This window comes from Massilia sp. IC2-278 (assembly GCF_020708045.1).
GTDB lineage: Bacteria > Pseudomonadota > Gammaproteobacteria > Burkholderiales > Burkholderiaceae_D > Telluria.
This window is the reverse complement of record NZ_JAJFES010000001.1, coordinates 807,500-831,942: the sequence shown is the minus strand read 5'-3', so window position 1 is coordinate 831,942 and position 24,443 is coordinate 807,500. Positions and strand designations below refer to the sequence as shown.

At 69.4% G+C, this 24,443-nt stretch carries 21 protein-coding genes; 12 read left to right on the top strand and 9 right to left on the bottom strand.

Going from position 1 to position 24,443, the window contains the following annotated elements:
- Positions 1 to 145 precede the first annotated feature (145 nt).
- The gene (locus LK540_RS03600; RefSeq protein ID WP_229435655.1) at positions 146 to 1,057 is read right to left on the bottom strand and encodes a sensor histidine kinase; all 912 of its coding nucleotides are present in this window, start codon (positions 1,055 to 1,057) and stop codon (positions 146 to 148) included.
- Positions 1,058 to 1,245: 188 nt separating this feature from the next.
- On the opposite strand from LK540_RS03600, the gene queE reads away from it, so the two are divergent.
- From queE to ldcA, 5 genes are all read left to right on the top strand, one after another.
- Positions 1,246 to 1,881 carry a 7-carboxy-7-deazaguanine synthase gene (gene queE, locus LK540_RS03595; RefSeq protein WP_229435654.1) on the top strand — a complete coding sequence of 212 codons (636 nt, stop codon included), beginning with the start codon at positions 1,246 to 1,248 and terminating at the stop codon, positions 1,879 to 1,881.
- A gap of 15 nt (positions 1,882 to 1,896) precedes the next feature.
- The gene (gene queD / locus LK540_RS03590; protein WP_229435653.1) at positions 1,897 to 2,343 is read left to right on the top strand and encodes a 6-carboxytetrahydropterin synthase QueD; all 447 of its coding nucleotides are present in this window, start codon (positions 1,897 to 1,899) and stop codon (positions 2,341 to 2,343) included.
- Positions 2,336 to 2,917, top strand: a complete 582-nt coding sequence (gene tadA / locus LK540_RS03585) for a tRNA adenosine(34) deaminase TadA (protein WP_267498640.1) — start codon at positions 2,336 to 2,338, stop codon at positions 2,915 to 2,917. The genes queD and tadA overlap by 8 nt, the downstream gene beginning before the upstream one ends.
- 189 nt (positions 2,918 to 3,106) lie before the next feature.
- Entirely contained in the window at positions 3,107 to 4,033 is a 927-nt protein-coding gene (locus tag LK540_RS03580) for an alpha/beta fold hydrolase (RefSeq protein WP_229435919.1), read from the top strand.
- Positions 4,030 to 4,947: a muramoyltetrapeptide carboxypeptidase gene (gene ldcA, locus LK540_RS03575; RefSeq protein ID WP_229435652.1), complete on the top strand. Its 918-nt coding sequence runs from the start codon at positions 4,030 to 4,032 to the stop codon at positions 4,945 to 4,947. The genes LK540_RS03580 and ldcA overlap by 4 nt, the downstream gene beginning before the upstream one ends.
- Here ldcA and LK540_RS03570 read toward each other — a convergent pair.
- The gene (locus LK540_RS03570; RefSeq protein ID WP_229435651.1) at positions 4,923 to 5,939 is read right to left on the bottom strand and encodes an acyltransferase; all 1,017 of its coding nucleotides are present in this window, start codon (positions 5,937 to 5,939) and stop codon (positions 4,923 to 4,925) included. The two genes, ldcA and LK540_RS03570, sit on opposite strands and share 25 nt — an antisense overlap.
- 283 nt (positions 5,940 to 6,222) lie before the next feature.
- Here LK540_RS03570 and LK540_RS03565 point away from each other — a divergent pair, with 283 nt between their 5' ends.
- The 3 genes from LK540_RS03565 (at position 6,223) to nadC (ending at position 9,918) form a co-directional block, all read left to right on the top strand.
- Positions 6,223 to 7,824 (top strand): ABC-F family ATPase, encoded by a 1,602-nt coding sequence (locus LK540_RS03565; protein ID WP_229435650.1) that lies wholly within the window; start codon positions 6,223 to 6,225, stop codon positions 7,822 to 7,824.
- 100 nt (positions 7,825 to 7,924) lie between these two features.
- A complete protein-coding gene (gene nadA, locus LK540_RS03560) occupies positions 7,925 to 9,055 on the top strand; it encodes a quinolinate synthase NadA (protein WP_229435649.1) in 1,131 nt (376 codons plus the stop codon).
- A complete protein-coding gene (gene nadC, locus LK540_RS03555) occupies positions 9,052 to 9,918 on the top strand; it encodes a carboxylating nicotinate-nucleotide diphosphorylase (protein ID WP_229435648.1) in 867 nt (288 codons plus the stop codon). The genes nadA and nadC overlap by 4 nt, the downstream gene beginning before the upstream one ends.
- Positions 9,919 to 10,096: 178 nt before the next feature.
- Here the strand turns inward: nadC and LK540_RS03550 are convergent, their stop codons facing one another.
- The 5 genes from LK540_RS03550 to LK540_RS03530 all read right to left on the bottom strand — a co-directional run bounded on the left by LK540_RS03550 (position 10,097) and on the right by LK540_RS03530 (position 15,212).
- Positions 10,097 to 10,951: an NAD-dependent protein deacetylase gene (locus tag LK540_RS03550; RefSeq protein ID WP_229435647.1), complete on the bottom strand. Its 855-nt coding sequence runs from the start codon at positions 10,949 to 10,951 to the stop codon at positions 10,097 to 10,099.
- 41 nt (positions 10,952 to 10,992) lie between these two features.
- Positions 10,993 to 11,895 (bottom strand): DMT family transporter, encoded by a 903-nt coding sequence (locus tag LK540_RS03545; protein WP_229435646.1) that lies wholly within the window; start codon positions 11,893 to 11,895, stop codon positions 10,993 to 10,995.
- Between the two features lie 25 nt (positions 11,896 to 11,920).
- Positions 11,921 to 13,549, bottom strand: a complete 1,629-nt coding sequence (gene nadB, locus LK540_RS03540; RefSeq protein WP_229435645.1) for an L-aspartate oxidase — start codon at positions 13,547 to 13,549, stop codon at positions 11,921 to 11,923.
- An 86-nt stretch (positions 13,550 to 13,635) separates the two neighbouring features.
- Positions 13,636 to 14,373, bottom strand: a complete 738-nt coding sequence (locus LK540_RS03535) for a hypothetical protein (RefSeq protein ID WP_229435644.1) — start codon at positions 14,371 to 14,373, stop codon at positions 13,636 to 13,638.
- On the bottom strand, positions 14,370 to 15,212 hold the full coding sequence (locus tag LK540_RS03530) for a hydrolase 2, exosortase A system-associated (RefSeq protein ID WP_229435643.1): 843 nt from the start codon (positions 15,210 to 15,212) through the stop codon (positions 14,370 to 14,372). The genes LK540_RS03535 and LK540_RS03530 overlap by 4 nt, the downstream gene beginning before the upstream one ends.
- 225 nt (positions 15,213 to 15,437) lie before the next feature.
- On the opposite strand from LK540_RS03530, the gene LK540_RS03525 reads away from it, so the two are divergent.
- Together LK540_RS03525 and LK540_RS03520 are read left to right on the top strand one after the other, a co-directional pair.
- Positions 15,438 to 17,030, top strand: coding sequence for an AMP-binding protein (locus LK540_RS03525; RefSeq protein WP_229435642.1), 1,593 nt, complete (start codon positions 15,438 to 15,440; stop codon positions 17,028 to 17,030).
- Positions 17,027 to 18,844, top strand: a complete 1,818-nt coding sequence (locus LK540_RS03520) for an asparagine synthase-related protein (protein WP_229435641.1) — start codon at positions 17,027 to 17,029, stop codon at positions 18,842 to 18,844. Before LK540_RS03525 ends, LK540_RS03520 begins: the two co-directional genes overlap by 4 nt.
- Before the next feature lie 48 nt (positions 18,845 to 18,892).
- On the opposite strand, the gene LK540_RS03515 is transcribed toward LK540_RS03520, so the two are convergent.
- Together LK540_RS03515 and LK540_RS03510 are read right to left on the bottom strand one after the other, a co-directional pair.
- Entirely contained in the window at positions 18,893 to 20,122 is a 1,230-nt protein-coding gene (locus tag LK540_RS03515; RefSeq protein ID WP_229435639.1) for a glycosyltransferase, read from the bottom strand.
- Positions 20,123 to 20,129: 7 nt separating this feature from the next.
- On the bottom strand, positions 20,130 to 21,422 hold the full coding sequence (locus LK540_RS03510) for a glycosyltransferase (RefSeq protein WP_229435637.1): 1,293 nt from the start codon (positions 21,420 to 21,422) through the stop codon (positions 20,130 to 20,132).
- 412 nt (positions 21,423 to 21,834) lie between these two features.
- Between LK540_RS03510 and LK540_RS03505 the strand changes: the two genes are divergently transcribed.
- Positions 21,835 to 22,602 (top strand): long-chain N-acyl amino acid synthase, encoded by a 768-nt coding sequence (locus LK540_RS03505; RefSeq protein ID WP_229435636.1) that lies wholly within the window; start codon positions 21,835 to 21,837, stop codon positions 22,600 to 22,602.
- A complete protein-coding gene (locus LK540_RS03500) occupies positions 22,599 to 24,431 on the top strand; it encodes an FAD-binding oxidoreductase (protein ID WP_229435635.1) in 1,833 nt (610 codons plus the stop codon). Before LK540_RS03505 ends, LK540_RS03500 begins: the two co-directional genes overlap by 4 nt.
- Positions 24,432 to 24,443 lie beyond the last annotated feature (12 nt).

Below are 24,443 nucleotides of genomic sequence, written 5' to 3'. Positions count from 1 at the left end.
AGCGAGCGCTGCATGTGTGTGCTGGTCATGAGGCGGCCTTATCGAAGTTCCGTTAAGCAATCTATTGATCGCTGACAAGGACCGATTCTGCTACCTCAGGCTTTCCGAGCTATTGACGTGCAGCAATATTCACAGGCTTGACTTCTCAGCCGGGGACTACCCCATGCACGCCGGATACCACGATCGCCAGCCGCTTGCCGCCGCCCGGCAGGGCCTCGGCGTGCACGGCGCCGCCGGCGGCCGCTACCCGTTCGCGCAGCGCAGCCACGGCGCCGGCGCAGCTGCCGTCGGCATCGCCATCGTCTTCGATGCACAGGGACAGGCGCGCGTTGCTGCGGCTCAGCTGCACACCGACCCGCGTGGCGCGGGCGCTGCGGGCGATCTGGGCCAGGGTTTCCTGCAACGCGCGGTAGAGCAGGGCGTCGGTGTCGGCGTCGCGCTCGTCGTCGCCGGCGCTGGCCTCGAACTGGTGAGCGATGCCGTTCAGCCGCGTGAACTCGGCCAGCTGGCGCGCCATCGCGTCGCCCAGGCGTTCGCCGGCGGCCAGCGGACGCAGTTCGCCGGCCAGCACGCGCAGCGCGCGCAGCGCCAGGTCGAGCGTGCCGATCATGGCGCCCGTCTTCTGGTGGGTGGCCGGGTGGATGCCGGCGCTCGCCACCTGCAGCAGCGACATTTCGCCGCGCAGGGCGACCAGGACCTGGCCGAGCTCGTCGTCGATGTCGCGGGCGATCCGCTTGCGCTCGCCGTCGCGCACGCTTTCCTGCTGGCGCACGACGCGCGTCAACACGGTTTGCGTATCGGCCAGCGTGCCCTCGGCAACCTGGCGCGCCTTTTGCTCGAGGCAGAGGCGGGCGGCCAGTTCGCGCGCGCGGTCGTCGAGGTCGATGCTGCGGCGCAGCAGCAGGCACAGGGCGCCGGCCGCGCCCAGCAGCCAGATCAGCGCGGTCACGGCCGAGGAGGGGAAAGCACTGCCGGGCAGGCCGGCGGCAAGCGCGCAGGCGCCCACGATCATCAGGCCTGGGGCGGCACCGGCTGTACGAACAAAGGCTGATTTCATGGCGATCCTTCCGACGGGTTATCAGAACTTTCCGGCACACAAGTTACCGCTTGTCGTAGCGGCGGGTGTTGTTGGCGCTCAAAGCCCGTGCCGTATGGCAATAACCACAGCGGCGAAGGGCGGATGGCCCGGGGGTCGGCAAAGGGGGCGGCGCGCGGTTATAATGGCCGGTTGACGAGAGGCTTAACGTGACTTACAGCATCAAAGAGATTTTCTACACCTTGCAGGGCGAAGGCGCCCATGCCGGGCGGCCGGCGGTATTCTGCCGCTTCTCCGGCTGCAACCTGTGGACCGGGCGCGAAGCCGACCGGGCCACCTCGGTCTGCCAGTTCTGCGACACCGACTTCGTCGGCACCGACGGCGAACGCGGCGGCAAGTTCCGCGACGCCGCCAGCCTGGCGGCCGAAATCGACGGCCTGTGGCCGGCCACCTACGCGCCCAGCAAATACGTGGTCTTCACCGGCGGCGAGCCGCTGCTGCAGCTGGACACGGCCCTGATCGAGGCCATGCATGCGCGCGGCTTTACGATCGCCATCGAGACCAACGGCACCCTGCCGGTGCCGGCCGGCGTGGACTGGGTCTGCGTCAGCCCGAAGATGGGCTCGACACTGGTGGTCGGGAAGGGCAACGAAATCAAGGTCGTGATCCCGCAGGCGAACCAGGACCTGGCGGCCTACGAGCACCTGGACTTCGAGCATTTCTTCGTGCAGCCGATGGATGGCCTGCTGGCCGCCCAGAACACCCGCCTGGCGATCGAAACCTGCCGCCGCAACCCGAAATGGAAGCTCAGCCTCCAGACCCATAAACTCCTGCAAATACCTTAACTGGACGACAAGCTGATGCTGACCATCACCCGCAAACTCGAATTCGATGCCGGTCACCGGATTCCCGACCACAAAAGCCAGTGCCGCAACCTGCACGGGCACCGCTACACCCTGGAAATCACGCTGATCGGCGAAGTCATCCAGGCTGAAGGCAATTCCGACAACGGCATGATCATGGATTTCTCGGACATCAAGGCGCTCGCCAAGGAGCACCTGGTCGACGTCTGGGACCATGCCTTCCTGGTGTACGAAAAGGACGACAAGGTCCGCGAGTTCCTGTCCAGCCTGCCGGGCCACAAGACCGTGGTGATCGACCGTATCCCGACCGTGGAAAACCTGGCGCAAGTGGCTTTCGGCATCCTGAAGGCGGCTTACACCGACCGCTTCGGCACCGGCCTGCGCCTGCACAAGCTGGTGCTGCACGAGACCCCGAACTGCTGGGCCGAGATCACCGATGCCTGATGCCGTGCAAGCTGCCGAACCGGCTGTGGAATCGGCTGCCGAACTGGCTGTGGGATCGGTTGCAGACCCGTCCGCGCCGCCGGCAGCGGACACCCGCGACCAGGGCTTCATGCGCCTCGCGCTGCAGCAGGCCGAACGCGCACGCTTGGAAGGCGAGGTGCCGGTCGGCGCCGTGGTGGTGAAGGATGGCGAAGTCGTGGCGGTCGGCTACAACCAGCCGATCGGGCGCCACGATCCCACCGCCCACGCCGAGGTGAGCGCGCTGCGCGCCGCCGCCGAAAAGCTCGGCAACTACCGGCTGCCGGGCTGCGAACTATACGTCACGCTCGAACCCTGCGCCATGTGCTCGGGCGCGATGATGCATGCGCGCCTGGCGCGCGTGGTGTATGCCGCCAGCGACCCGAAGACCGGCGTCTGCGGCTCGGTGCTCGATCTGTTCTCGCACGACGTGCTGAATCACCATACCGAGGTGACCGGCGGCGTGCTGGCCGAGGAAGCCAGTGCGATGCTGAAAAGCTTTTTTGCCGAACGCCGCGCCGCTGCGCGCAAAACTGTCGGCCAGGCGCAACTCTAGGGCGCTGCCCGGCGCGGCATGCCGTCCGTCGCCCCGGCGCACGCTTGCCCCTGAGCGCCGCCGCCGCGCTGAAAATGCTATGCTGGTTTTGCGCGCTGCCGACAGGCAGCCGAGGAGACCAGCCTTGTTTTGCCCGAGCCCATTCAATCCACGCACCAGCCGGCAGCCCAGCATGCCGACCGCACCGCCATGCCGACGCTGACCGCCAACGGCATCCGCATCGCCTTCGACACCGCCGGGGACGCCAAGTCCACGCCGGTGCTGCTGATCCACGGCCTGGGCATGCAGCTCACCAACTGGCCCGACGAATTCGTCGACGGCCTGGTCGAGCTGGGCTTCTACGTCATCCGCTTCGACAACCGCGACTGCGGCCTGTCCACCAAGTTCGACAGCGCCGGCAAGCCCAGCCTGGTGTGGAGCTGGCTCAAGTCCCGATTGAAGCTGCCGTTCAAGCCGCCCTACGGCCTGGAAGACATGGCCGGCGACGCCCTCGGCGTCCTCAGCGCGCTCGGCATCGCCCGCGCCCACGTGGTCGGCGTCTCGATGGGCGGGATGATCGGCCAGATCCTGGCGGCGCGCCATCCGCAACGGGTGCTCAGCCTCACGTCCATCATGTCGAGCAGCGGCCGGCGCGGCTTGCCCGGCCCCACGGCATCGGCGCGCCATGCGCTGCTGCGCGCCCCGGCCGACCCGAAGGACGTCGATTCCATCCTCGACCAGGCAGTGGCCGTGCAGCAGGCGATCGGCAGCCCGGCCTATCCGACGCCGGAAAAGCAATTGCGCCGGCGCGCCGCACGCTCGCTGCGGCGCTGTTATTGCCCGGCCGGCGTCACGCGCCAGATGCTGGCGATTGCCGGCGCCGCCGACCGCAGCGCGCTGCTGCAGTCGATCGCCGCGCCGACCCTGGTGATCCACGGCGCCTGCGACCCGCTGGTGCCGCTCGCCTGCGGCGAAGACGTGGCGGCCCAGGTGCCGGGCGCGCGCCTGGAGGTCATCGAAGGCATGGGCCACGACCTGCCGGCCCAGCTGAACGAGCGGATGCTTGCCTTGATCGACGCCCATGCGCGCGGTAAGATGGCTTTCGACTCAACACCGCGCCTCTTCGTCAAACAGTGATCACCTCCCAACTCGGCGTCGCGATCGTCGCGCCCGCCGGCCATACGCACGACCTCGATTCCATCGCCCGCGGCATCGCCCGTCTCGAAGCGCGCGGCTGCCTGGTCCACAATTACTACGACCCCGACGCCGTCCACCTGCGCTTCGGCGGCACCGACGCCGCCCGCCTGGCCCAGCTGTATGCGGCGGCCGATGACCCCGACGTCCAGGTGGTGATGGCGCTGCGCGGCGGCTACGGCCTGACGCGCCTGCTGCCCGACATCGACTTTGAACGCCTGGCCGCCAGCGGCAAGCTGTTCGTCGGCTTTTCCGACATCACGGCCCTGCACATGGGCCTGTACGCGAAAACCGGCGCGCTCAGCTATGCCGGGCCGATGCTGGCGGGCGACTTTGGCGCCCTCGAGCCGGTCGATTTCACGCTCGACCAGTTCTGGTCCTGCCTGGCGGGGCCGACGCACACCATCGTCGAGCAGGTTTGCGGCAACCCGGCGCTGGACGTGCGCGGCACCATCTGGGGCGGCAACCTGGCGATGCTGGTGTCACTGCTCGGCACCGCGTATTTCCCGTCCATCGAAGGCGGCATCCTGTACGTGGAAGACGTGAGCGAGCATCCGTTCCGGGTCGAGCGCATGCTGCTGCAGCTGATGCAGGCCGGGGTGCTGGCGCGCCAGCAGGCGGTTGTGCTGGGCGACTTTTCCGGCTACAGGCTGGGGCCGATGGACAACGGCTACGATTTCGACGCCATGCTGGCCCACTTGCGCGCCACGCTGCCGCTGCCGGTGCTGACCGGCCTGCGTTTCGGCCATGGCCCGTGCCGCGTGACGATACCCTTCGGCGCCCAGGCACGCCTGGTGTCGGATGCCGAAGGGTTCAGCATCAAACTCTCAGATTACCCGACCATCCGCTGCGCCTGAGGACGCGCCGAGGCCGGCTTGCCCCAGTGCGCATTCAGCCAGGCGCGCGCCGGCTTTTCGACGAGGTAGTGGGCAGCGGCCCCGACCAGCAGCGACAGCCCCAGGCCGAGGGCCGGATGCATGCCCTCGTGCCGCACCAGTTGATAAAAGGGTTGCTGCCACAGGTAGAGCGAGAACGACCAGACGCCGAGCTGGCGCAGCGGGGCGAACTCGAACACCCGGATCACGGCCTGCGGCGCATGCTGCAGCCGGTTCACCGCCAGCGCAAAGGCGCCGCAGCCCAGCAGCATGCGCAGCGGCGCCGGCGCCGACCACCAGTGCGCGGCGATACCTATCACCAGCAAGGCTGGTACCGCCATCCAATCCCAGCGCGAAGGACGCGCGCCCAGGCCCAGCAGGAACACCAGGCTCGACGCAAAAATGCCGAAAGCCGATACCTCGGAATGCAGCCACAGGCGCGAGAGCGCGGCGCCGCTGTGGGTCCAGGCATACAGCAGGGCGACCAGGCTGATGGCGGCCGTGGCCGCGCCCACCGCGCGCACGCTGCGGCGACGGCTGGCACGGGTGAGCAGCGCCAGCAGCGACAGCAGGACGTAGGCGTGTTCCTCGACGCTGAGCGACCAGATATGCCCGAAAGGCATGCGCCAGGGCCCGTCCGGCACGATGTAGTTATTCGTGAAGGTGGCGGCGCTGGCCAGCTCGAGCACGCTCAGGTCGCGCCCCGCGACCAGGAAAGCAAGCGTCGTCACGGCCAGAAACAGGTACACCGAAGGAAAGATGCGCGCGACACGGCGCCGGTAGAAGATTCCCAGCGGCTGCTTCTGGACGAACAGGATGCGCGTCATCAGCAGTCCCGACAGCACGAAGAACAGGTTCACACCCAGGGTCCCGAAGTTGATGCCGGGTACCGGATAGAAGTGGCCGAGGAGCAGGGCGGCGATGGCAGCGCCGCGCCAGCCGTCCAGGCAGGCGATATGCTTGGGATCGGACATGAAGTTGCCTTGTTATTAAGCAAACCTGAAATGTACTTACAAGTTTTGTTTATGGCAATTTACTTTGAATAAAATTGCATAAAAAACACAACAGCAGGATGACCAGGGCTCGTGCGGCCGGCCTGCGCGACGTTCTGCCGCCGCGGTCACAGTCCGCCATCGCATATCGGAACGACATTCCTAGGCTCGCCGCTGGCGAAAATGGTAAAATCGACGGTTAATTGCAAAGTTCGTACAAACCCTGTCCGAACTTCGCGCAAACCCTGCTTTAAAGGTCACCCCAGTGCTCAGTACAGCCAATATCACCATGCAGTTCGGCTCCAAGCCGTTGTTCGAGAACATTTCCGTCAAGTTCGGCGAAGGCAACCGCTACGGCCTGATCGGCGCCAACGGTTGCGGCAAGTCGACGTTCATGAAGATCCTGGGCGGCGACCTGGAACCGTCGGCCGGCAACGTCAGCCTCGACCCGGGCGAGCGCCTCGGTAAACTGCGCCAGGACCAGTTCGCGTACGAAGACGTGCGCGTGCTCGACGTCGTCATGATGGGCCACACCGAGCTGTGGAACGCCATCGCCGAGCGCGACGCCATCTACGCCAATCCGGAAGCCACCGACGACGACTACATGAAAGCCGCCGAGCTCGAAGGCAAGGTCGCCGAATTCGACGGCTACTCGGCCGAAGCGCGCGCCGGCGAACTGCTGCTCGGCCTGGAAATCGCGAGCGAACTGCACCAGGGCCCGATGAGCGCCGTGGCGCCGGGCTGGAAGCTGCGCGTGCTGCTGGCCCAGGCCCTGTTCTCGAACCCGGACATTCTGCTGCTCGACGAACCAACCAACAACCTGGACATCAACACCATCCGTTGGCTGGAAGACGTGCTGAACCAGCGCAATTCGACGATGATCATCATTTCCCACGATCGTCACTTCCTGAACCAGGTCTGCACCCACATCGCCGACATGGACTACGGCACCCTGAAGGTGTATCCGGGTTCCTACGACGACTACATGCTGGCCTCGACCCAGGCGCGCAACCAGCAGCTGGCGAACAACGCCAAGGCGAAAGAGAAGGTCGCCGAGCTGCAGGACTTCGTGCGCCGCTTCTCGGCCAACAAGTCGAAAGCCCGCCAGGCCACCTCGCGCGCCAAGATGATCGACAAGATCAAGATCGAGGAATTCAAGCCGTCCTCGCGCGCCTATCCGTTCGTGCGCTTCGAAGGCGAGAAGAAACTGCACCGCCTGGCCGTGGAAACCGAGGGCCTGACCAAGGCCTACGACCGCACCCTGTTCAAGAACTTCTCGATCATGGTCGAAGCGGGCGAGCGCATTGCGATTATCGGCGCCAACGGTGCGGGCAAGACCACGCTGCTGCGCTGCATCGGCGGCGCCGCGATCACCGGCCTGGACGCCGACCACGGCCGCGTGAAGTGGGCCGAGAACGCGAACGTTGGCTACATGCCGCAGGATCCGACCGAGGAATTCCCGAAAGACGACATCCTGACCGACTGGATGGGCCGCTGGACGAAAGAGGGCGACGACGACCTGGCCGTGCGCTCGATCCTGGGCCGCCTGTTGTTCGGCGGCGACGAAGTCAAGAAATCGGTCAAGGTCCTGTCCGGTGGCGAAAAGGGCCGCATGATGTACGGTAAGCTGATGCTGGGCCGTCACAACGTGATGCTGCTCGACGAGCCGACCAACCACATGGACATGGAATCGATCGAGTCGCTGAACATCGCGCTCGATAAATACGAAGGCACGCTGATCTTCGTCTCGCACGACCGCGAGTTCGTCTCCTCGCTGGCCACGCGCGTGCTCGAAGTGAAGGAAAACGAAGTTGTCGACTTCCGCGGCACCTACGAAGAGTACCTGACCAGCCAGGGCATCGACTAAACCGATGCATGTTCGCATCGTGGACGGCTGTGCCGTCCACGCGTTCAACCGGCGCCGCTGATCCGGCGCCGTTTTTGTATTCATTGACGAATCCGCTGCGATGAACATCCCCATCAAAACCTTCGAATACGACCACCCGCAGGACGGCGCCGCCTGCACCGCCCATGCCTGGGCCAAGGTCCCCGCCACCCCGACGCCTGAAGAAAAGGCGGAACTGAAAGACCGCATCCGGCGCCTGCTGAAAGAAAAGGAAGCGGTGCTGGTCGCCCACTACTACGTCGACCCCGAGCTGCAGGACCTGGCCGAGGAAACCGGCGGCTGCGTCTCCGACTCGCTGGAAATGGCGCGCTTCGGCCGCGACCATCCGGCCAAGACCCTGGTGGTGGCCGGCGTGCGCTTCATGGGCGAGACCGCGAAGATCCTCAGCCCCGAAAAAACCATCCTGATGCCGGACCTGGAAGCGACCTGTTCGCTCGACCTGGGCTGCCCGGCCGACGAATTCGCCGCCTTCTGCGACCAGCATCCAGACCGCACCGTGGTCGTCTACGCGAATACCAGCGCCGCCGTGAAGGCACGCGCCGACTGGATGGTGACCTCGTCGATCGGCCTCGACATCGTCAGGCACCTGCACGAGCAGGGGAAAAAGATCCTGTGGGCGCCGGACCGTCACCTGGGCTCCTACATCCAGAAAGAGACCGGCGCCGACATGCTGCTGTGGCAAGGCTCCTGCCTGGTGCACGACGAGTTCAAGGGCATCGAACTCGACCTCCTGAAGATCGAGTATCCCGACGCGAAGGTGCTGGTGCACCCCGAGTCGCCCGCCAACGTGGTGGCCCAGGCCGACGTGGTCGGCTCGACCACCCAGCTGATCAACGCCGCGCAAACGATGGATGCCACCACCTTCATCGTCGCCACCGACAACGGCATCCTGCACAAGATGCGCATGGCGGCACCGGGCAAGACCTTCATCGAAGCCCCGACCGCCGGCAACAGCGCCACCTGCAAGAGCTGCGCGCACTGCCCGTGGATGGCGATGAACGGCCTGAAGAACCTGGCCGAGGTGCTCGAATCCGGCGCCAACGAAGTCTTCGTCGACCCCGCCGTCGGCAAGGAAGCCGTGCGCGCCATCGACCGCATGCTCGATTTCGCCGCCGCCAAGAAGGCAAAGGCGCTGCCGACCGGCGCGCTCGAACAGAACACCACGCTTTTCTCTGGAGTAGGCCCAGCATGACGACCTTGCGTAATCCGCATTCCCAGTTCGACGACAAACTGCAAGCCGCCTTCGAACAGAACATCCTCGCCGCGCTGCTGGAAGACGTGGGCACCGGCGACCTGACCGGCATGCTGGTCCCAACCGAACCACGCGTGCAGGCGCGCGTGATCGTGCGCGAAGCCGCCGTGCTGTGCGGCGCGCCCTGGTTCGAAGGCGTGATGCTGGCCATCGACCAGGACACCGAGATCAGCTGGCAGTATGCCGAGGGCGACCTGATGGCGGCCGATTCGGTGGTCTGCACGATCGAGGCCTCGCCGCGTTCGCTCCTGACGGCCGAACGCGCGGCGCTGAACTTCATGCAGCTGCTGTCGGGCGTGGCCAGCGCCACCCGCACCTACGTCGACGTGGTACAGGGCACGAACGCCGCCATCCTCGACACCCGCAAGACCCTGCCGGGCCTGCGCCAGGCGCAGAAGTACGCGGTGCGCGTCGGCGGCGGCCAGAACCAGCGCATGGCGCTGTACGACGGCATCCTGATCAAGGAGAACCACATCGCCGCCGCCGGCGGTGTGACCCGCGCGCTGGAGAATGCGGCAGCGCTGAACGCCGGCGTCACCGTGCAGATCGAAGTCGAGACCATCGCCCAGCTCGAAGAAGCGCTGGCCGCCGGCGTGCAATCGGTCTTGCTGGATAACTTCGACCTGGACATGATGCGCGAAGCGGTGAAAGTGAACGCCGGCCGCGCCCTGCTGGAAGCCTCGGGCGGCATCAACATGGGGACCGTGCGCGCCATCGCCGAAACCGGCGTCGACCGCATCTCGATCGGCAGCCTGACGAAAGACGTCCGCGCCACCGACTTCTCGCTGCGCATCGTCGGCTGAACGGGTAGGGTGGGTACTTGTACCCACCTGGTATGCGCTATGGCGGTCCGTAGGGTGGGTACTTGTACCCACCTGGTATGCGTTGTGGCGCTCCGTAGGGTGGACACCTGTGTCCACGCGGTATAGAACCGCCGTGTCTCCCGCCGCCGCCCGGCACCTGCAACGTCTGCGTTCCACCTCACCCCAGCAGGCGCACCACCTGCGGCAGCAACTGCTCGGCCGAATCCTCGATCTTTATCGAGATCAGGTCATCCGCACGCGTACGTCCCAGGTTCACGGCGGCAATCGGCTTGCCCGCTGCCGCCGCCATGCGGCAAAACCGAAAGCCCGAAAATACCATCAGCGAGGACCCCACCACCAGCAGGGCGTCGGCCGCCTCCATCAACGCCAGCGCATGCGCCGTGCGCGCCGGCGGCACGTTATCGCCGAAGAACACCACGTCCGGCATCAGCGTGCCGCCGCAGTGCGGGCAAACCGGCAGCGTGAAGTCCCCCAGCGACTCCGGCTCGATCTGGGCGTCGCCATCCGGCAGCGGCACGGCCATGGCCCCGAGCAGGTGCGGGTTCGCTTCCTCCAGCATGCCCTGCACCAGCGCACGCGGCATCAGGGTCCGGCAATCGAGGCAGACCACGGTGTGGATGTTCCCGTGCAGTTCCAGCACGGCGCGGCTGCCGGCCTGCTGGTGCAGGCCGTCGACGTTCTGGGTCAGCACCGGGCCGATGCGCCCCGCGTATTCGAGCGCGGCCAGCGCCGCGTGGCCCGCGTTCGGCCGCGCCTGCGCCAGCGTCGGCCAGCCGACCATGCTGCGCGCCCAGTAGCGGCGGCGCACGGCTTCGAGCTTGCGGAACTCCGGGCCCTGGATCGGCTGGCGGCCGCGGCGCACGCCGTCGCGGTCGCGGTAGTCGGGGATGCCCGAGGCGGTGGACAGGCCGGCGCCGGTCAGCACCAGCGTGTTCGGGTGGCGCGCCAGGAACGCCGCCAGCATTTCGGCAAAGACCTCGGCCCGTTCGGTGATCGTGAATCCTTCAGACATGGTGCGGCCTCCTCCTGTCTGCCGATCCTAGCACTCCCGCATCAGCCCTGGCGCGCAGACACGGCGATGCCACCCACGATGAGCAGGAAAGCCAGCGCATGGTAGAGGTGCGGCGCCTCGCCCAGAAAGGCGGACGACAACAGCGCCGTGAACAGTGGCGTCAGGTTGATGAAGAAGGCGCCCAGCGCCGGCCCGGCGCGCTGCACGCCCGCGCCCCAGCAGCGCATGGCGATGATCGCCGGCCCGATCGCCACGTACAGCAGGGCGGCCGCCACCGGCCAGCTCCAGGCGACGTCGACACCCTTGAGCGCCCACTCGACGCCGGAGAACGCACCCGACCACAGCACGCCGTACACCACCTGCGTCAGGAGGAAGGCGGCCCAGTCGGCGCGTATGCCGGGCACGTCGCGCTGCTGCATCAGCAGCCAGCTGTAGAAGGACCAGGCGATCGTCGCCAGGATCATGTACAAATCCCCACTTACCAGGCGCAGCGCGGCCAGCTGGCCGAGATCGCCGCGGCACAGCACCACCAGCACGCCGGCGATGGACAGCACGGCGCCGCCGACCTGGCGCGGCTTGACCGGCACCTTGAAGAACAGGCGTCCGACCAGCAGCATCCACACCGGCAGGCCCGAGGCCACCAGGGTCACGTTGATCGGCGTCGAGCTTTGCAGCGCCAGGTATTGCAGCGAGTTGTAGAGGCCGATGCCGAACAGGCCGAGCAGGGCGTAGCGGCGCCAGTTGGCCAGCAGGCCGCTGCCATTCTTCAGCGCCGCGCGCCCCAGCGGCAGCAGCACCAGCAGCGCGATCGACCAGCGCAGCAGGTTCAGGGTCATGGGCGGAACGGCGTCGCGCACCAGGCGGCCGACGATGGCGTTGCCGGCCCAGAGCACCGGCGGCACGGTCAGGAGCAGGGCGGTGGAGACGGTGAGCTTGCGGTTCATGGGGTCCCGGACGCTTGGCGCAGACTCAGCGCCTGAGCGGCGTGAGCACGCTCGGCAGGGCTTTCGGCAGGGTGTCGGGATAATCGCGCGAGTAGTGCAGGCCGCGGCTTTCGCGGCGCGACAGCGCGCTGTTCACGATCAGCGAGGCCACGTCGACCAAATTGCGCAGTTCCAGCAAGTCGTGCGTGATGCGGAAGTTGCGGTAGTACTCGTCGATTTCTTCCTTCAGCAGGGCGATGCGGTGCTGGGCCCGCTCCAGGCGCTTGGTGGTGCGCACGATGCCGACGTAGTTCCACATGAAGCGACGCAGCTCGTCCCAGTTGTGGGCGATGACCACTTCCTCGTCGGCGTTGGTGACGCGGCTTTCGTCCCAGGGTGGCAAGACCGGGCTTTCGATACGCGGGGCGGCGGCGATCTGGCTGGCGCAGGCGCGGCCCACGACCACGCATTCGAGCAGCGAATTGCTGGCCAGGCGGTTCGCGCCATGCAGGCCGGTACAGGCCGTTTCGCCGACCGCGTACAGGCCGGGAATGTCGGTGCGGCCGGCCAGGTCGGTCACCACGCCGCCGCAGGTGAAGTGCACGGCCGGCACGACGGGAATCGGTTCCTTCGTGATGTCGATGCCCAGTTCCAGGCAGCGTGCGTAAATGGTCGGGAAGTGCTCCTGCAGGAATTCCGGGCTCTGGTGGCTGATGTCGAGGTGGACGTAGTCCAGGCCGCGCTTCTTCATCTCGAAGTCGATAGCGCGCGCCACCACGTCGCGCGGGGCCAGTTCGCCGCGTTCGTCGTGGGCCGGCATGAAGCGCGTGCCGGCCGCCACGCCGGCTTCCGGCGGCAGCTTCAATAATCCGCCTTCGCCGCGGATCGCCTCGGTGATCAGGAAGGACTTGGCATAGGGGTGGTACAAGCAGGTCGGGTGGAACTGGATGAATTCCATGTTCGACACGCGACAGCCGGCGCGCCAGGCCATGGCGATGCCGTCGCCAGTGGCGGTGTCCGGGTTGGTCGTGTACAAATAGACCTTGCCGGCGCCGCCGGTGGCCAGCACCGTGTGCTCGGCCTCGAAGGTCAGCACCTTGCCGGTCGATTCGTCCTGCACGTACAGGCCATGGCAGCGCGGCTGGCCGACCAGGGCAGGGGCGCCGCCATGCACGCCCTTGCCGGTAAGTTTATCGGAGGTGATGACGTCGATCGCGCAGTGGTGTTCGAACAGCGCGATGTTCGGGTGCGCGCGCACCTTCTGTTCCAGGGTCACCTGCACCGCGTGGCCGGTGGCGTCGGCGGCGTGGATGATGCGGCGCTGGCTGTGGCCGCCCTCGCGCGTCAGGTGAAAGCCGAGTTCGGCCGATGCGTCGCGCGTAAACGGGACGCCCTGTTCGATCAGCCATTCGATCGCTTCGCGCCCGTGTTCGACGATGTAGCGGGTGGCCACTTCGTCGCACAGGCCGGCGCCGGCCACCAGGGTATCGGCGATGTGCTGGTCGTGGCTGTCGCCGGAATCGAGCACGGCGGCGATGCCGCCCTGGGCCCAGTTGCTGGCGCCGTCGAGGAGGGCGCGTTTCGAGATGATTGCTACCTTGCGCGTCTGGGCGAGATGCAAAGCCACCGACAAGCCGGCCAGACCGCTGCCGACGATTGCGACGTCAAATTTCATGGCAAGTCTACTGTTTGGACAAGAGCGCCACTATAGACGATTTGGCACCCATCCGTCTTGCCCCCGCGGCGACGGCGGCCGTTCGATCACCACGAGGTGAGCCAGCTGGTGCTGGCCGCCGCCACCGCTTCGCGCCAGTCGCTGCGGCTGAAGCCCACGTCGGCGCCGGCGATCTCGACCCGGCGGCAGTGCGCGCGGCGCCGCTCGAGCAGGCGCGCGGTGCGCTCGAACGCCGGGTCGGCGCTGCCCAGCACCAGCAGGATGTGGCCGCTGTAGGCGTCAAAGGCGCTGGCCAGTTCGGGCGGCAGGGCCGGCGGCGGTGCGCCGCGCAGGCCCGGCAGGCGGCGCCGCAGCAGCTCCGGCGCCAGGCGGTGGATGTAGCGCAAAGCGCCGGTCGTGCCGGACTCCAGGGGCGGCAGCTCGGGATTGAACAAGGCCAGGCCGGTGACGCGCGGGTCCCCCGCGGCATACAGGGCCGCCGCGCGCGTGGCGTCGCCGGCGGCGAGAATGACGGATTCTTTCATTTCGGGTACGTGGATAAAAAATTCCTTCATCGCGGCGGCCAGGTCGCTGTCGTCGGAACGCTCGCTCTCGCGGCCCTCGCTGTCGCCGGCGCCGCTGCGGTCGAAGCGCATCACGGCCACGCCGCGCCCGGCCAGCAGGCGCGCCAGCAGCGTGAACTGGCGGTGGCTGCCGGTGCGGTACTGGCGGCTGTCGGCCAGCACCAGCAGGCCGCGCACCAGCGGGCGTTCGGGCACGTCGACGATGCCGATCAGGGCATTGCGGCCGGAAGAAAAACGCAGGGCGCGCTGTTCGAGCTTCATGTCGGTTCTCCCGCGAACAGGCTGGCGGTGGCGGTGCGCAGCTCGGGGCAGTCGAGGTGGCCGGCGCCGCTCCAGTCGGGCGCCCCTTCCAGCTGGTAGTAATGCAGCTGGGCGCCACCGGCGGCCCAGCGCGCCTGCATGCGCGCGGCGCCGGCGGCGGCGCGCGCCGGCGCCGACCCGGCGTAGGCCAGCCAGTGGATGTCGCAGGGCGGCAGGGTCAGCTGGGCGGCGTCGCAGGCGTCGATGGCTTTCACCAGCGGCACCGCCACCTCGAAGCCGGCCACCTCGATCGCGCCGTGCACCGCCAGCTGGGCGCGCAGGGCCGAGGTGCTGCGCGGCGCGCCGGGCGCCGGGTCGCGCAGTTGCTCGGACAGGCGCAGGAAGCCGTTGATGCAGGCGCGTCCGCTCAGGTACGGCTGCCACAGCAGCAGGCGGCGCGGCCTGATCTGCGCCGCCACGTCCAGGGCCAGCAGGCCGCCCAGGCGCAGGCCCCACAAGGTCAGGGGGCCGGTATCGCGCTCGGCCAGCCAGTTCGCGGCCAGCACCAGGTCTTCACGCCACAGGTGCCAGCGCCCGGCGCTGAATTCGCCGCAGCTGTCGCCGCAGCCGAAAAGGTCGATCTGCAGCACCGCGAAGCCGAGCTCGGCGAATGCGCGCGACTGCAGGGCCGCCATGCGCCGCGTGCGCGTCAGTTCGTCGGCGAAGGGATGGACGTAGAGGATTGCCCCGCGCGGCGCCACCTGGGGATTCGGCGCGTGATACAAACTGAAGCGCGTGCCCGGTTCGGCGTCGAAGAAGAAGGGTTCCACGCGCGGCGTGGACAAGAGCGGGGCATTCATGGCGTGGATCTCCTGCACTGGCGCGGCGCGGCGCGTCGGTGACGTGCGTGTCGTAGCCGGGTGAACATGTCAGGAACATGCATTTATGTCATTTGACACGCGCTCGGGCGTGGCGTCTTGATTGCCGACAGCGGAACGGTCGCAATATCAATTGATACGGGTCAATGATCCCCGTGCAGATTTTCTCAATGATGAATCTTTATGCACAGCATCATTGGAGACGAGATGGCCGAATTGATCCATGAACTGGTCGAGCGCATTGCGGCGCGCGCACCGTCCGCCACCGCCTTGCGCCACGGCGCGGCGCGCATCAGTTATGCCGGGCTGGCGGCAGCCGCCGCGGCCGTCGCTGCCGCCCTGGTCCAGAGCGGCGCCGGGCGCGACGAGCGGGTCGCGCTCTGCCTGCCCGCCTGTCCCGAAAGCGTGGCCGCCATGCTGGGCGCCTCGGCCGCAAGCTGCGCTTTTGTTCCGCTCGATCCGGCGCTCGACCCGCTGCGACTGCTGGCCCAGCTGCGCCACAGCGGCGCGCGCGTGCTGGTGGCCGGCGCGGCGCAGGCGGCGGCGCTGGCCGGCCTGCTTGCCGATTGCCCGGCGCTGCGCCAGGTCGTGGTGCTGGGCGGTGGGCAGCGCCCGGCCCGGGGTGGCACGGGCCCGCGCAGCGTCGGCTGGGACGACTGGCTGGCGGGCGCCGGCAGGGCGGCGGGAACGGCAGGCGTGCCAGTCATGCCGGCCCTGGGCGCCTTGCTGTACCAGCCTGAAGCCGGCGAGCCGGCGGCCAGCGCCCACTCGCCGCGCAACCTGGTGGCCGGCGCCGCCTCCACCGCGCGCTGCCTGGGCATCGGCGCAGGCGACCGCATCCTGGCGGCGCTGCCCCTGCATACTGACTATGGCCTGAACGCCTTGCTGGCCACCCTGGCCGCCGGCGCCACGGCGCTGCTCGACCTTACCCCGGATACGGCCGGCCTGGCGCGGCTCCTCGAGCGCGGCGATGCGACCGGCCTTTCGGCCCTGCCAGCCACCTGGGAAGCGCTAGCGCAGATGCGCTTCGGGCGCGCCGCCGACTGCCTGCGCTACCTGGCCAGCGCCGGCGGCAGCCCGGGCCGCGCGGCGGTCGAGGCGCTGCGCCGCGCCTTGCCGCGCACCCGCATCCACCTGATGTACGACGTCGGCGCCGCCTGCCGCTCGACCAGCCTGATGCCGGCCCTGCTGGACGAGCGCCCCGGTTCGATCGGGCGCGCGCTGCCATACTCGGACTGGCTGGTGCTGCGTGCCGACGGCCGCGAATGCGCGCCCGGCGAGGCGGGCGAACTGGTACAGCGCGGGCCGCAGGTCACGCTCGGCTACTGGAACGACCCGCAGCGCAGCAGCCTGGAATTTCGCCAGCTGCCGGCGTTGCCCGGGCTGGCGCGCGGCGAGAACGGGCGCTGGCCGGGCGCGGTCGCGCGCAAGGACATGGACGGCTATCTCTACCTGGTCGATGCGCGCAGCGACACCATCACCACCGGCGGCTACCGCGTCAGCCCGCGCGAGGTCGAGAAGATCGTGGTCGGCACCGGCCTGGTGGCCGAGGCGGCGGCGGTCGGCGTCGCCCATCCGGTGCTGGGCCAGGTGATCGCGGTGCTGGCCACGGCGCGCCCCGGCGCGCGCCTCGATTCCAGCATCCTGTTTGGCGCCTGCCGCGAACGCCTGCCCCGGCACATGCTGCCGGCCATGGTCGACGTGCGCCGCTCGCCGCTGCCGCGCGCCCGCGACGGCCAGATCGACCGCGCGCTGCTGGCCGGCGAACTGGCGCCGCTGTTTGCCGAGGCCCTGTCATGAGCGGCCTGTGCGGATGGTTTTCGCGCGAGCCGGGCGCGCTGCCGGTGCTCGACATGGCGGCGCCCCTGCGTGGATCGGCTGGCGCGCCGGTGCGCTGCGCCGCCCACAGCCTGGGCGCCTTGGCACTGGCCGGCGCCCCCGGCCTGTACCACGAGGACGGCCTCCTGATCGCCTGCTGGGGCGAGCGGCCCGAGACCCTGGCCCGGCTATGGCACAGCCACGGCGCCAAGGCCTGCGCCGCACTGTCGGGCCAGTTCGCCTTTGCGCTGCTCGACGAGCGCCGCGCCGAGGCCCTGCTGGCGGTCGACCGCTGCGGCACCCGGCCCCTGTATTACCAGATGGTCGGCCGGACCCTGCTGTTCGCCAGCAGCGGCGAAGCGCTGGCGCGCCACCCCGGCGCCGGGCGCGAGATCGACCCGCAGGCCGTCTTCGACTACGTGTACCTGGAGGCGCTGCCCGGTCCACGCACCCTGCATAGCGGCCAGCGCCGCCTGGCGCCCGGCGAATGCCTGCACCTGCGCGGCGGCCGCGCCGAGCGCCAGCGCTACTGGCGCATGCGCTTTACCGAGCACGCGCTCGACCCCAGGCCGCAGGCGGCGCTGCTCGATGCCCTGGCCTGCGCGGCCGAGGGGCAGGAGGCCGGCCAGGCTGCGAGCCAAACTGCGGTGCTGCTCGGCGGCGGCGCCGCCAGCGTGGCCCTGGCCGGTTTGCTGCAGCGCGCCGGCGGCGAGTCGGTCACGACCGTCGCGGTCGGCTTCGAGGGCGGCGCGACGCCCGACGCGGCGGGCGGCGCCGCCCGGCGCCTGGGCAGCCGCCACCGCGACCTCCTGATCGGCCCGCGCGATGTGGTCGACGCCGTGCCGTTGCTGGTGGCCGCCTGCGACGCGCCTTGCGGCGATCCGGCGGCGGTGACCCTGCTGGCGGCGGCGCGCGCGGCGCGTGCCGAGGGCGCGCTGCGCCTGGCCGGTGCCCAGGGCGCGGCCCAGCTGTTCGGCTGCGGCCGGCGCCTGGACCAGCTGGCGCGTCCGGGACGCTACGAGCGCCTGCCGGGCGCGCTGCGCCAGCTGGCCATCGAGCCGCTGCTGTTCAAGCTGGCCGCGCAGGTGCCGGGCGTACTGGCGCGCCTTCGTGCGCGCATCGAGCTGTCGCTGGCGCCGCTGCCGGCACGCCTGCGCCGCGCCAACGCCGTATCCGGCCACGGGGTGGCGGCGATGTTCGAGCCGAGCTTCCTGGAACTGGTCGACCCCGATTCGTCGGCCGCGCTGCAGGAAGCGCTGTGGTGGGGCGCCCAGGCGCGCAGCGCGGCCAACCGCCAGGTGGAACTCGAACTCCAGCTCGATTTACCTGGCCGGGTCTTGCCGGCCTTTGCCGGCGCCTGCGCCGCCGCCGGCGTGGAACCGCTGCTTCCCTACCTCGACGACGCGGTGGTGGCGATGACGGCGCGCCTGGCGCCGGCAGCCAAGGCCGGACCCGGACCGCGCCGCCTGTTCGCCGCGGTATTGCGCGAACTGGCTCCCGGCTGCACCTGGCGCCATGCCGCGGCGCCGTCACTGCCGCTCGGACGCTGGCTGCAGCGCGATGCCCGCCTGCGCGCCCTGGCCTGCGACAGCCTGAACGACCTGGCGCGGCGCCGCATCCTGCGCCGCGACTTCCTCGACCTGCTGCTGTCGCGGCGCCTGCCGGAAGACCCGGAACTGCATGGCCGCACCGTATGGCAGTTGATGATGCTGGAGGGGTGGTTCGCGCGCCAGCGCCACGACGGCTGCGCCCACGGCACGCGCCAGGATGCGGTGGCGCCACTGGTGCTGTCCTGAAGCTTCCCTGAGCCTGCCCGAGCCACCACCGGCGGCGGGGCAGGCTTTTCAGCGCTGCCCCGGTCCGGCCGCGCCCTGGACCAGGGCGTCGTACACCGCGCAGTGGCTGCGCGCCATCGCCGCCAGGCTGTGGTGGTTGATCACCTGGCCCCGCGCGCGGGCGCCGTGGCGCAGGCCCATTTCCGGAATCCGGCAATAGTCGGCGATCGCCGCCGCCATGATCTCGGGCGAGAGCGGCGGCACCAGGATGCCGGTCAGGCCGGGCTGGACCAGTTCGCGGTGGCCGCCGACGGCGGTCGCCACCACTGGCAAGCCGCTGGCCATCGCTTCCAGCAGCGCCGTGCCCGGCCCGGCGGAACGCGCCGGCAAGACCATCAGGTCCATCGAGCGCATCAGCTGGGCGGTGTCGGCGCGTTCGCCCGGCAGCCAGGCGCGCGCCCCCGCGCCGGCGCGCTCCAGGGTGGCCTGGCAGGCGGCGCGCAGGGGGCCGTCGCCGGCGATCAGGAGACGCAAGCGCCGGTGCGCCGGATGCGGCGAGGCGATCAGGCGCAGGAAGGCATCGACCAGGGTGGTGTGTCCCCCGGCTTCGTCCATGCGGCCGACGCTGCCGATGACGAAGACCTCGTCGCGCATGAAGCCGGCCGGACCGACGGCGGTATGCGGACCCAGGCGCGGGTGATAGTGCAGGCTGTCGACGCCGGCCAGGATGCGCGTAACCCGCGACGGCGCGGCGCCGATGGCCTCGATGAGCCAGCGTTCCTGCTCGGCGCCGGCGGCGATATAGTGGTTCACCAGCGGGCAGCAGGCGCGCCGCAGCAGCTGCATCCGCAGGCGCCGCGCCGCCTTCCGGCGCGCGGCCCCGAACAGGCCGGCGTGCGCCTCGGCGCCGGGCTGGCGGCGGCCGTCGCGCGGGTATTCGCCATGCACGCGCCAGCGCACGCCCGCCAGCGCGGCCACCAGCTGGCCATCGAGGTTGCCGGCATTCCGGGTGTGCACCAGGTCGGGCGCCATTGCGCGCAGGGTGCGGTACAGGGCCAGGTAGAAGCCGGGGCCGGCGCGGCGCGCCACATCGACCACCTCGACCCCGCGCTCGCGCAACTCGGCATGGAGGGCGCTGTGCCTGCCGAGGCAGACCACGGCGTGGCGGTAGCGTCCGGCCGGCGAGTGGTCGACCAGTTCGAGCAGGCTGGGGGCTGCCGTGTCGAGCCGCTCGACCAGGTGGGCCACCAGCGGCAAGGCGGCGCTGTGCGCGATGGCGTCTGGCGGCCGGTTACCCATGGCATGCTCAGCCGGCACTGGCCAGCGGCTGCACCGCGCTTGCCAGCAAGGCCGGCAAGCCGGCCAGGCGCAGGTTCCAGTCGTGCTCGCGCAATACCCGCGCCCGCGCCGCGCGCCCGACCGCGCTTGCCTGGCCGGCGCCGGTTCCGTTTCCGGTTTCGGTTCCGGTTTCTGCCAGGACAGCGGCGATGCGCGCGCGAAAACCCGGCGCGTCCGCCGCCGCCAGGGCTTCCGGCAACTGCAGGCAAGCCAAACCGGAAAGCGAGCGCGGCAGGCCGAGCACCGGCTTTTGCATCGCCATCGCGGCCAGCACCGCCATGCCGGCCGCGTGGCCGTCGGCGGGCGGCGCCAGCACCAGGGCGGCGTGGGCCAGGTAGGGCCGCACGTCGAACGGGACGCCCTGGCCGCCGACGAGCGTCACGCCGGCTTGGCGCGCCAGGGCTCCCGGGGACAAGCGCCGCCCCGCATGCGCACTGGTATCGGCCAGGTACAGCGACAGGGTCGGATCGGCGCCGCGCAGCGGCGCGAAGACCTCGGCGGCCAGCCAGCGCGCGGCGTCGGCCGCGTCGCCCTGCAGCGGGCCGGCCAGCAGCAGCACCCTTTCCCCAGGCCTGTAGGGCGAGCGCTGCAGGATGTGCGGCGAATAATGCTCGGGATCGACGCCGCTGGCGAGCAGCTGCGCCTTGTGCGCCGATTCCGGCGCGAACAGCCGGAAGCGGGCGACATCGGCGGCGCCGGCGAATAGCGCGATATCGCAGGCCGCGCCGGCGCCGCGCTCGATGGCCAGCAGGCGCCGTGCCTGGCGCCGCCACAGCGCGGCGCCAGGCCAAGGCCGCACCGCGCCGCGGCGGCGCTGCCGGTCGGAATCGAGCTCGACGAAGTCCACCACGCGCACCAGACCCGGGGGCAGGGCCGCCAGGCAGGCGCCCATGCCCGCCCCGCAGGCCAGCACGGCGCCCACCGGCCGCCGCGCGCACAGGCGCGTGGCCCAGGCCTGCAGCGCCGGGTCCATGCGCATGGCGCCGAACCGCATGGCAGCGAGGCGCATGCTGCGGCCAATCCCGGGCGGCGCCACGAAACAGGTTTCATGGCACAGGGCGCGCACCCGGCTGAACTGGGCGCCGTCGCGCAGCGGGTCGGCGCTGCAGCCCAGGTGTACCCGGAAATGGCGGGCCAGGAAACGCAGCAGCTGATACCAGCGCAGGCTGGCGGCATCGCCGTCGGGACGCGGCAGGCAGGGAGCGAGCACCAGCAGTTCGGCGCCGGCAGCCGGGCCGGCAGGAAGGAAGCGCGCGTTCATGGCCGCTCCCCTTGCGCAGACGATGAGTGCGCCAGGGACGGCGGGGACGGCAAGTGCGGCCGGGTCGATTCACGGCGTGATGTGAGCAACATGTCGGATTCTCCAGTGAAAGCCTGGTGGCGCGGCGCGCAGCCCTTGCCGTCTGTCGATTATATGGCTGGGCAAACCATGCATTTCGCTACCCTTTTTTCAATTGATACCTGTCAAAAAAGGCCTTTGCGCTGTCATCCTCGGGCGCAACGCCCGCCGGAATGCGACCCATGCTTGTGGCAAATTTCTCTAGGGCTTGATCTATGTTCAGACAGAAAAGAATCACAGGAAATGCAGGGAACTGGCTACGGCTGACCTTGTCTGACTGGCAGCTATCCCGTTTTCGCCAATAACGGCGGGACGCCACTCAGGAGGAAACAGCATGCTGGTCGATGACATGCCCATCGCAACATTTGCAACCATCCCGTCCGCGGAACCGGCGGCGTACGCCGCGCAACACCCGCCGCGGCCGGGACTTCCCGATCCGGAGCCGGGCCGCCCCCAGGTATTCAATGTCCGCCTGGCGAGCTCGGCTGGCCGGCAGGACGCCGCCGGGGTCCTGGTGCGCCGCATGTATGCCTGGCGCGGCTATGCACTCGACCCGGCCGCACGCCAGGACGGTGCCCGCGTCACCTTCTACGCCGAAACCGACGGCGAACTGGTCGGAACCATGAGCCTGGCGCTGGACCTGCATGGCCGCCTGCCGGCCGACGAGAACTTCGGCGATCGCCTGGCGCCGCTGCGCCTGGCCGGGCGGCGCCTGTGCGAGCCTTCGCGCCTGGCCATCGACAAGGGCATGTCGAAGCGGGTCTTCGCCGCGCTGATTCACATTTCCTATCTGTATGCACACCGGCTGCGCGGCTTCAGCGACTACATCATCGAGGTCAACCCGCGCCACGTTGCCTTTTACCAGCGCATGCTCGGCTTCGCCGTCTTCGGCGGCGAACGCGACTGCAGCCGGGTCGGCGCACCGGCGGTGCTGCTGCGCCTGCCGCTGGACGTGATGGGCGAGCGCATCCGCCGTTGGAGCGGCAGCTTCGACGCGGCCGGCGCCGAGCGCTCCTTCTACCCGTATTTCTTCCCGCTGCGCGAAGAAGCCGGGATCAGCGCGCGCCTGGCCGCGCTGTGCCAGGGGGAGGACCGGACATGACCGCCATGAACGAACTACAGGGAGCCGTGGATACCGGCGCCGCCCTGCGCGCCATGGAAGCCGTGGTCGGCGCGGCGCACCTGCTGGCCGACGACGCTACCCTGGAACGCTATGCGCGCAGCACGGCCGCGCGCCCGGTGCGGCCGCTGGCGGTGGTGCGGCCGGCCGGCGCCGGCGAGGTGGCGCAGCTGGTGCGCATCGCCGCAGCCCACCGGCTCGCCGTGTATCCGCTCAGCACCGGCAAGAACTGGGGCTATGGCGATGCCTGCGCGGTCGGCGCCGGCCAGGTCATCCTCGACCTGTCGCGCATGAACCGCATCGTCCAGGTCGACGCCGAGCTGGCCTATGCCGTCATCGAGCCGGGCGTGACCCAGCGCCAATTGTCGGACTTCCTGCGCGACAACGGCTACCCGCTATGGGCCGACTGTACCGGGGCCGGACCGGATACCAGTTACGTCGGCAACATCATGGAGCGCGGCTTTGGCCATTCGCCCTACGGCAACCGCCTGCAGCACGTGGCCGGCATGCAGGTGGTGCTGGCCAGCGGCGAAGTGCTCGACACCGGCTTCGGCCACTACCGCCAGGCGCGCGCCACCCACCTGTTCCCGTATGGTGTCGGGCCCTTCCTCGACGGCCTGTTTACGCAGTCGAACATGGGCATCGTCACGCGCCTGGGCATCTGGCTGATGCCCCAGGCTGCCTGCGTTAACCATTTCCTGTGCAGCGTGCCGGCCCATGGCGACATTGCCGCCGTGGTCGACGCCCTGCGTCCACTGCGCCTGGACGGCACCTTGCGCAGCATCCTGCATATCGGGAACGATTTGCGGGTGCTGTCGGGCGGGCGGGTGTTTCCTCGCGATGAGGCGGCGCCGGCGGCGCGTGCTGCGTCGGGAGCGGCAGCCAAGCGTGTAGCCAAGCCTGACCTGGGGCCTGGATCGGGGCCTCGATCGGGCGCGGAATCGGGGCCTCAATCTGGGGCGGAATCAGAGGCGGAACCGGGAGCGGGATGCGGGGCCGATGCCGGCCCAGGCTGCACACCAGCGCCGTCTTCGCGGCTGGCGCCCGAGGTGCGCGCGCAACTGTGCGCCGGCCTGGGCGCCTGGACGGTGTCCGGCGCCCTGTATGGCAGCAAGGCCCAGGTGGCGCTGGCAAGCGCAGCGGTGAAGCGCGCGCTGCGCGGCACCCGGGGCAAGGCACGCTTCGTCAGCGAGCGCGGTTTGAAATGGGGGGCGCTGGCTGGCCGGCTGCTGGGCAACACCGGGGTCGGGCAACGCCTGCGCACGAGCGTGGCGCTGGGCGAATCGCTGTTCGAGATGAACCGCGGCGTGCCGAACGGGCGCTTCCTGGCCGGCGCCTACTGGCGTCGGCGCGGCGGGTTGCCGGCCGGCTTTCCCGAAGGAGCCGATCCGGCGCGCGACGGCTGCGGCCTGCTGTGGGTGTCGCCGGTGCTGCCGCTGCGCGGCGAGGACATGCTGGCCGTGTACGCCCTGGCCGAGGCCCAGTTCGAGCACTACGGCTTCGATCTGTTCGCCACCTTCAGCATGATCAACGAGCGCACGCTGGGCGGGGTCCTGACCGTGGCCTACGACCGCGACGATCCCGAGGAAACCGCGCGTGCCCGGGCCTGCCACGACGCCGTGTTCGCGCAGATGCTCGAAGCCGGCTACATTCCCTACCGCGCCGGGAACCACTCGATGGCGGCGCTCGACCCGGATGGCGACAGTTACTGGCGCACGGTGGCGGCGTTGAAGGCGGCGCTTGATCCGCAGGGCATCCTGACGCCTGGGCGGTACGAGCCGGGCGTGGCGGCGCGGCAGGACGCGTGCTGAGGGCATGCTTGA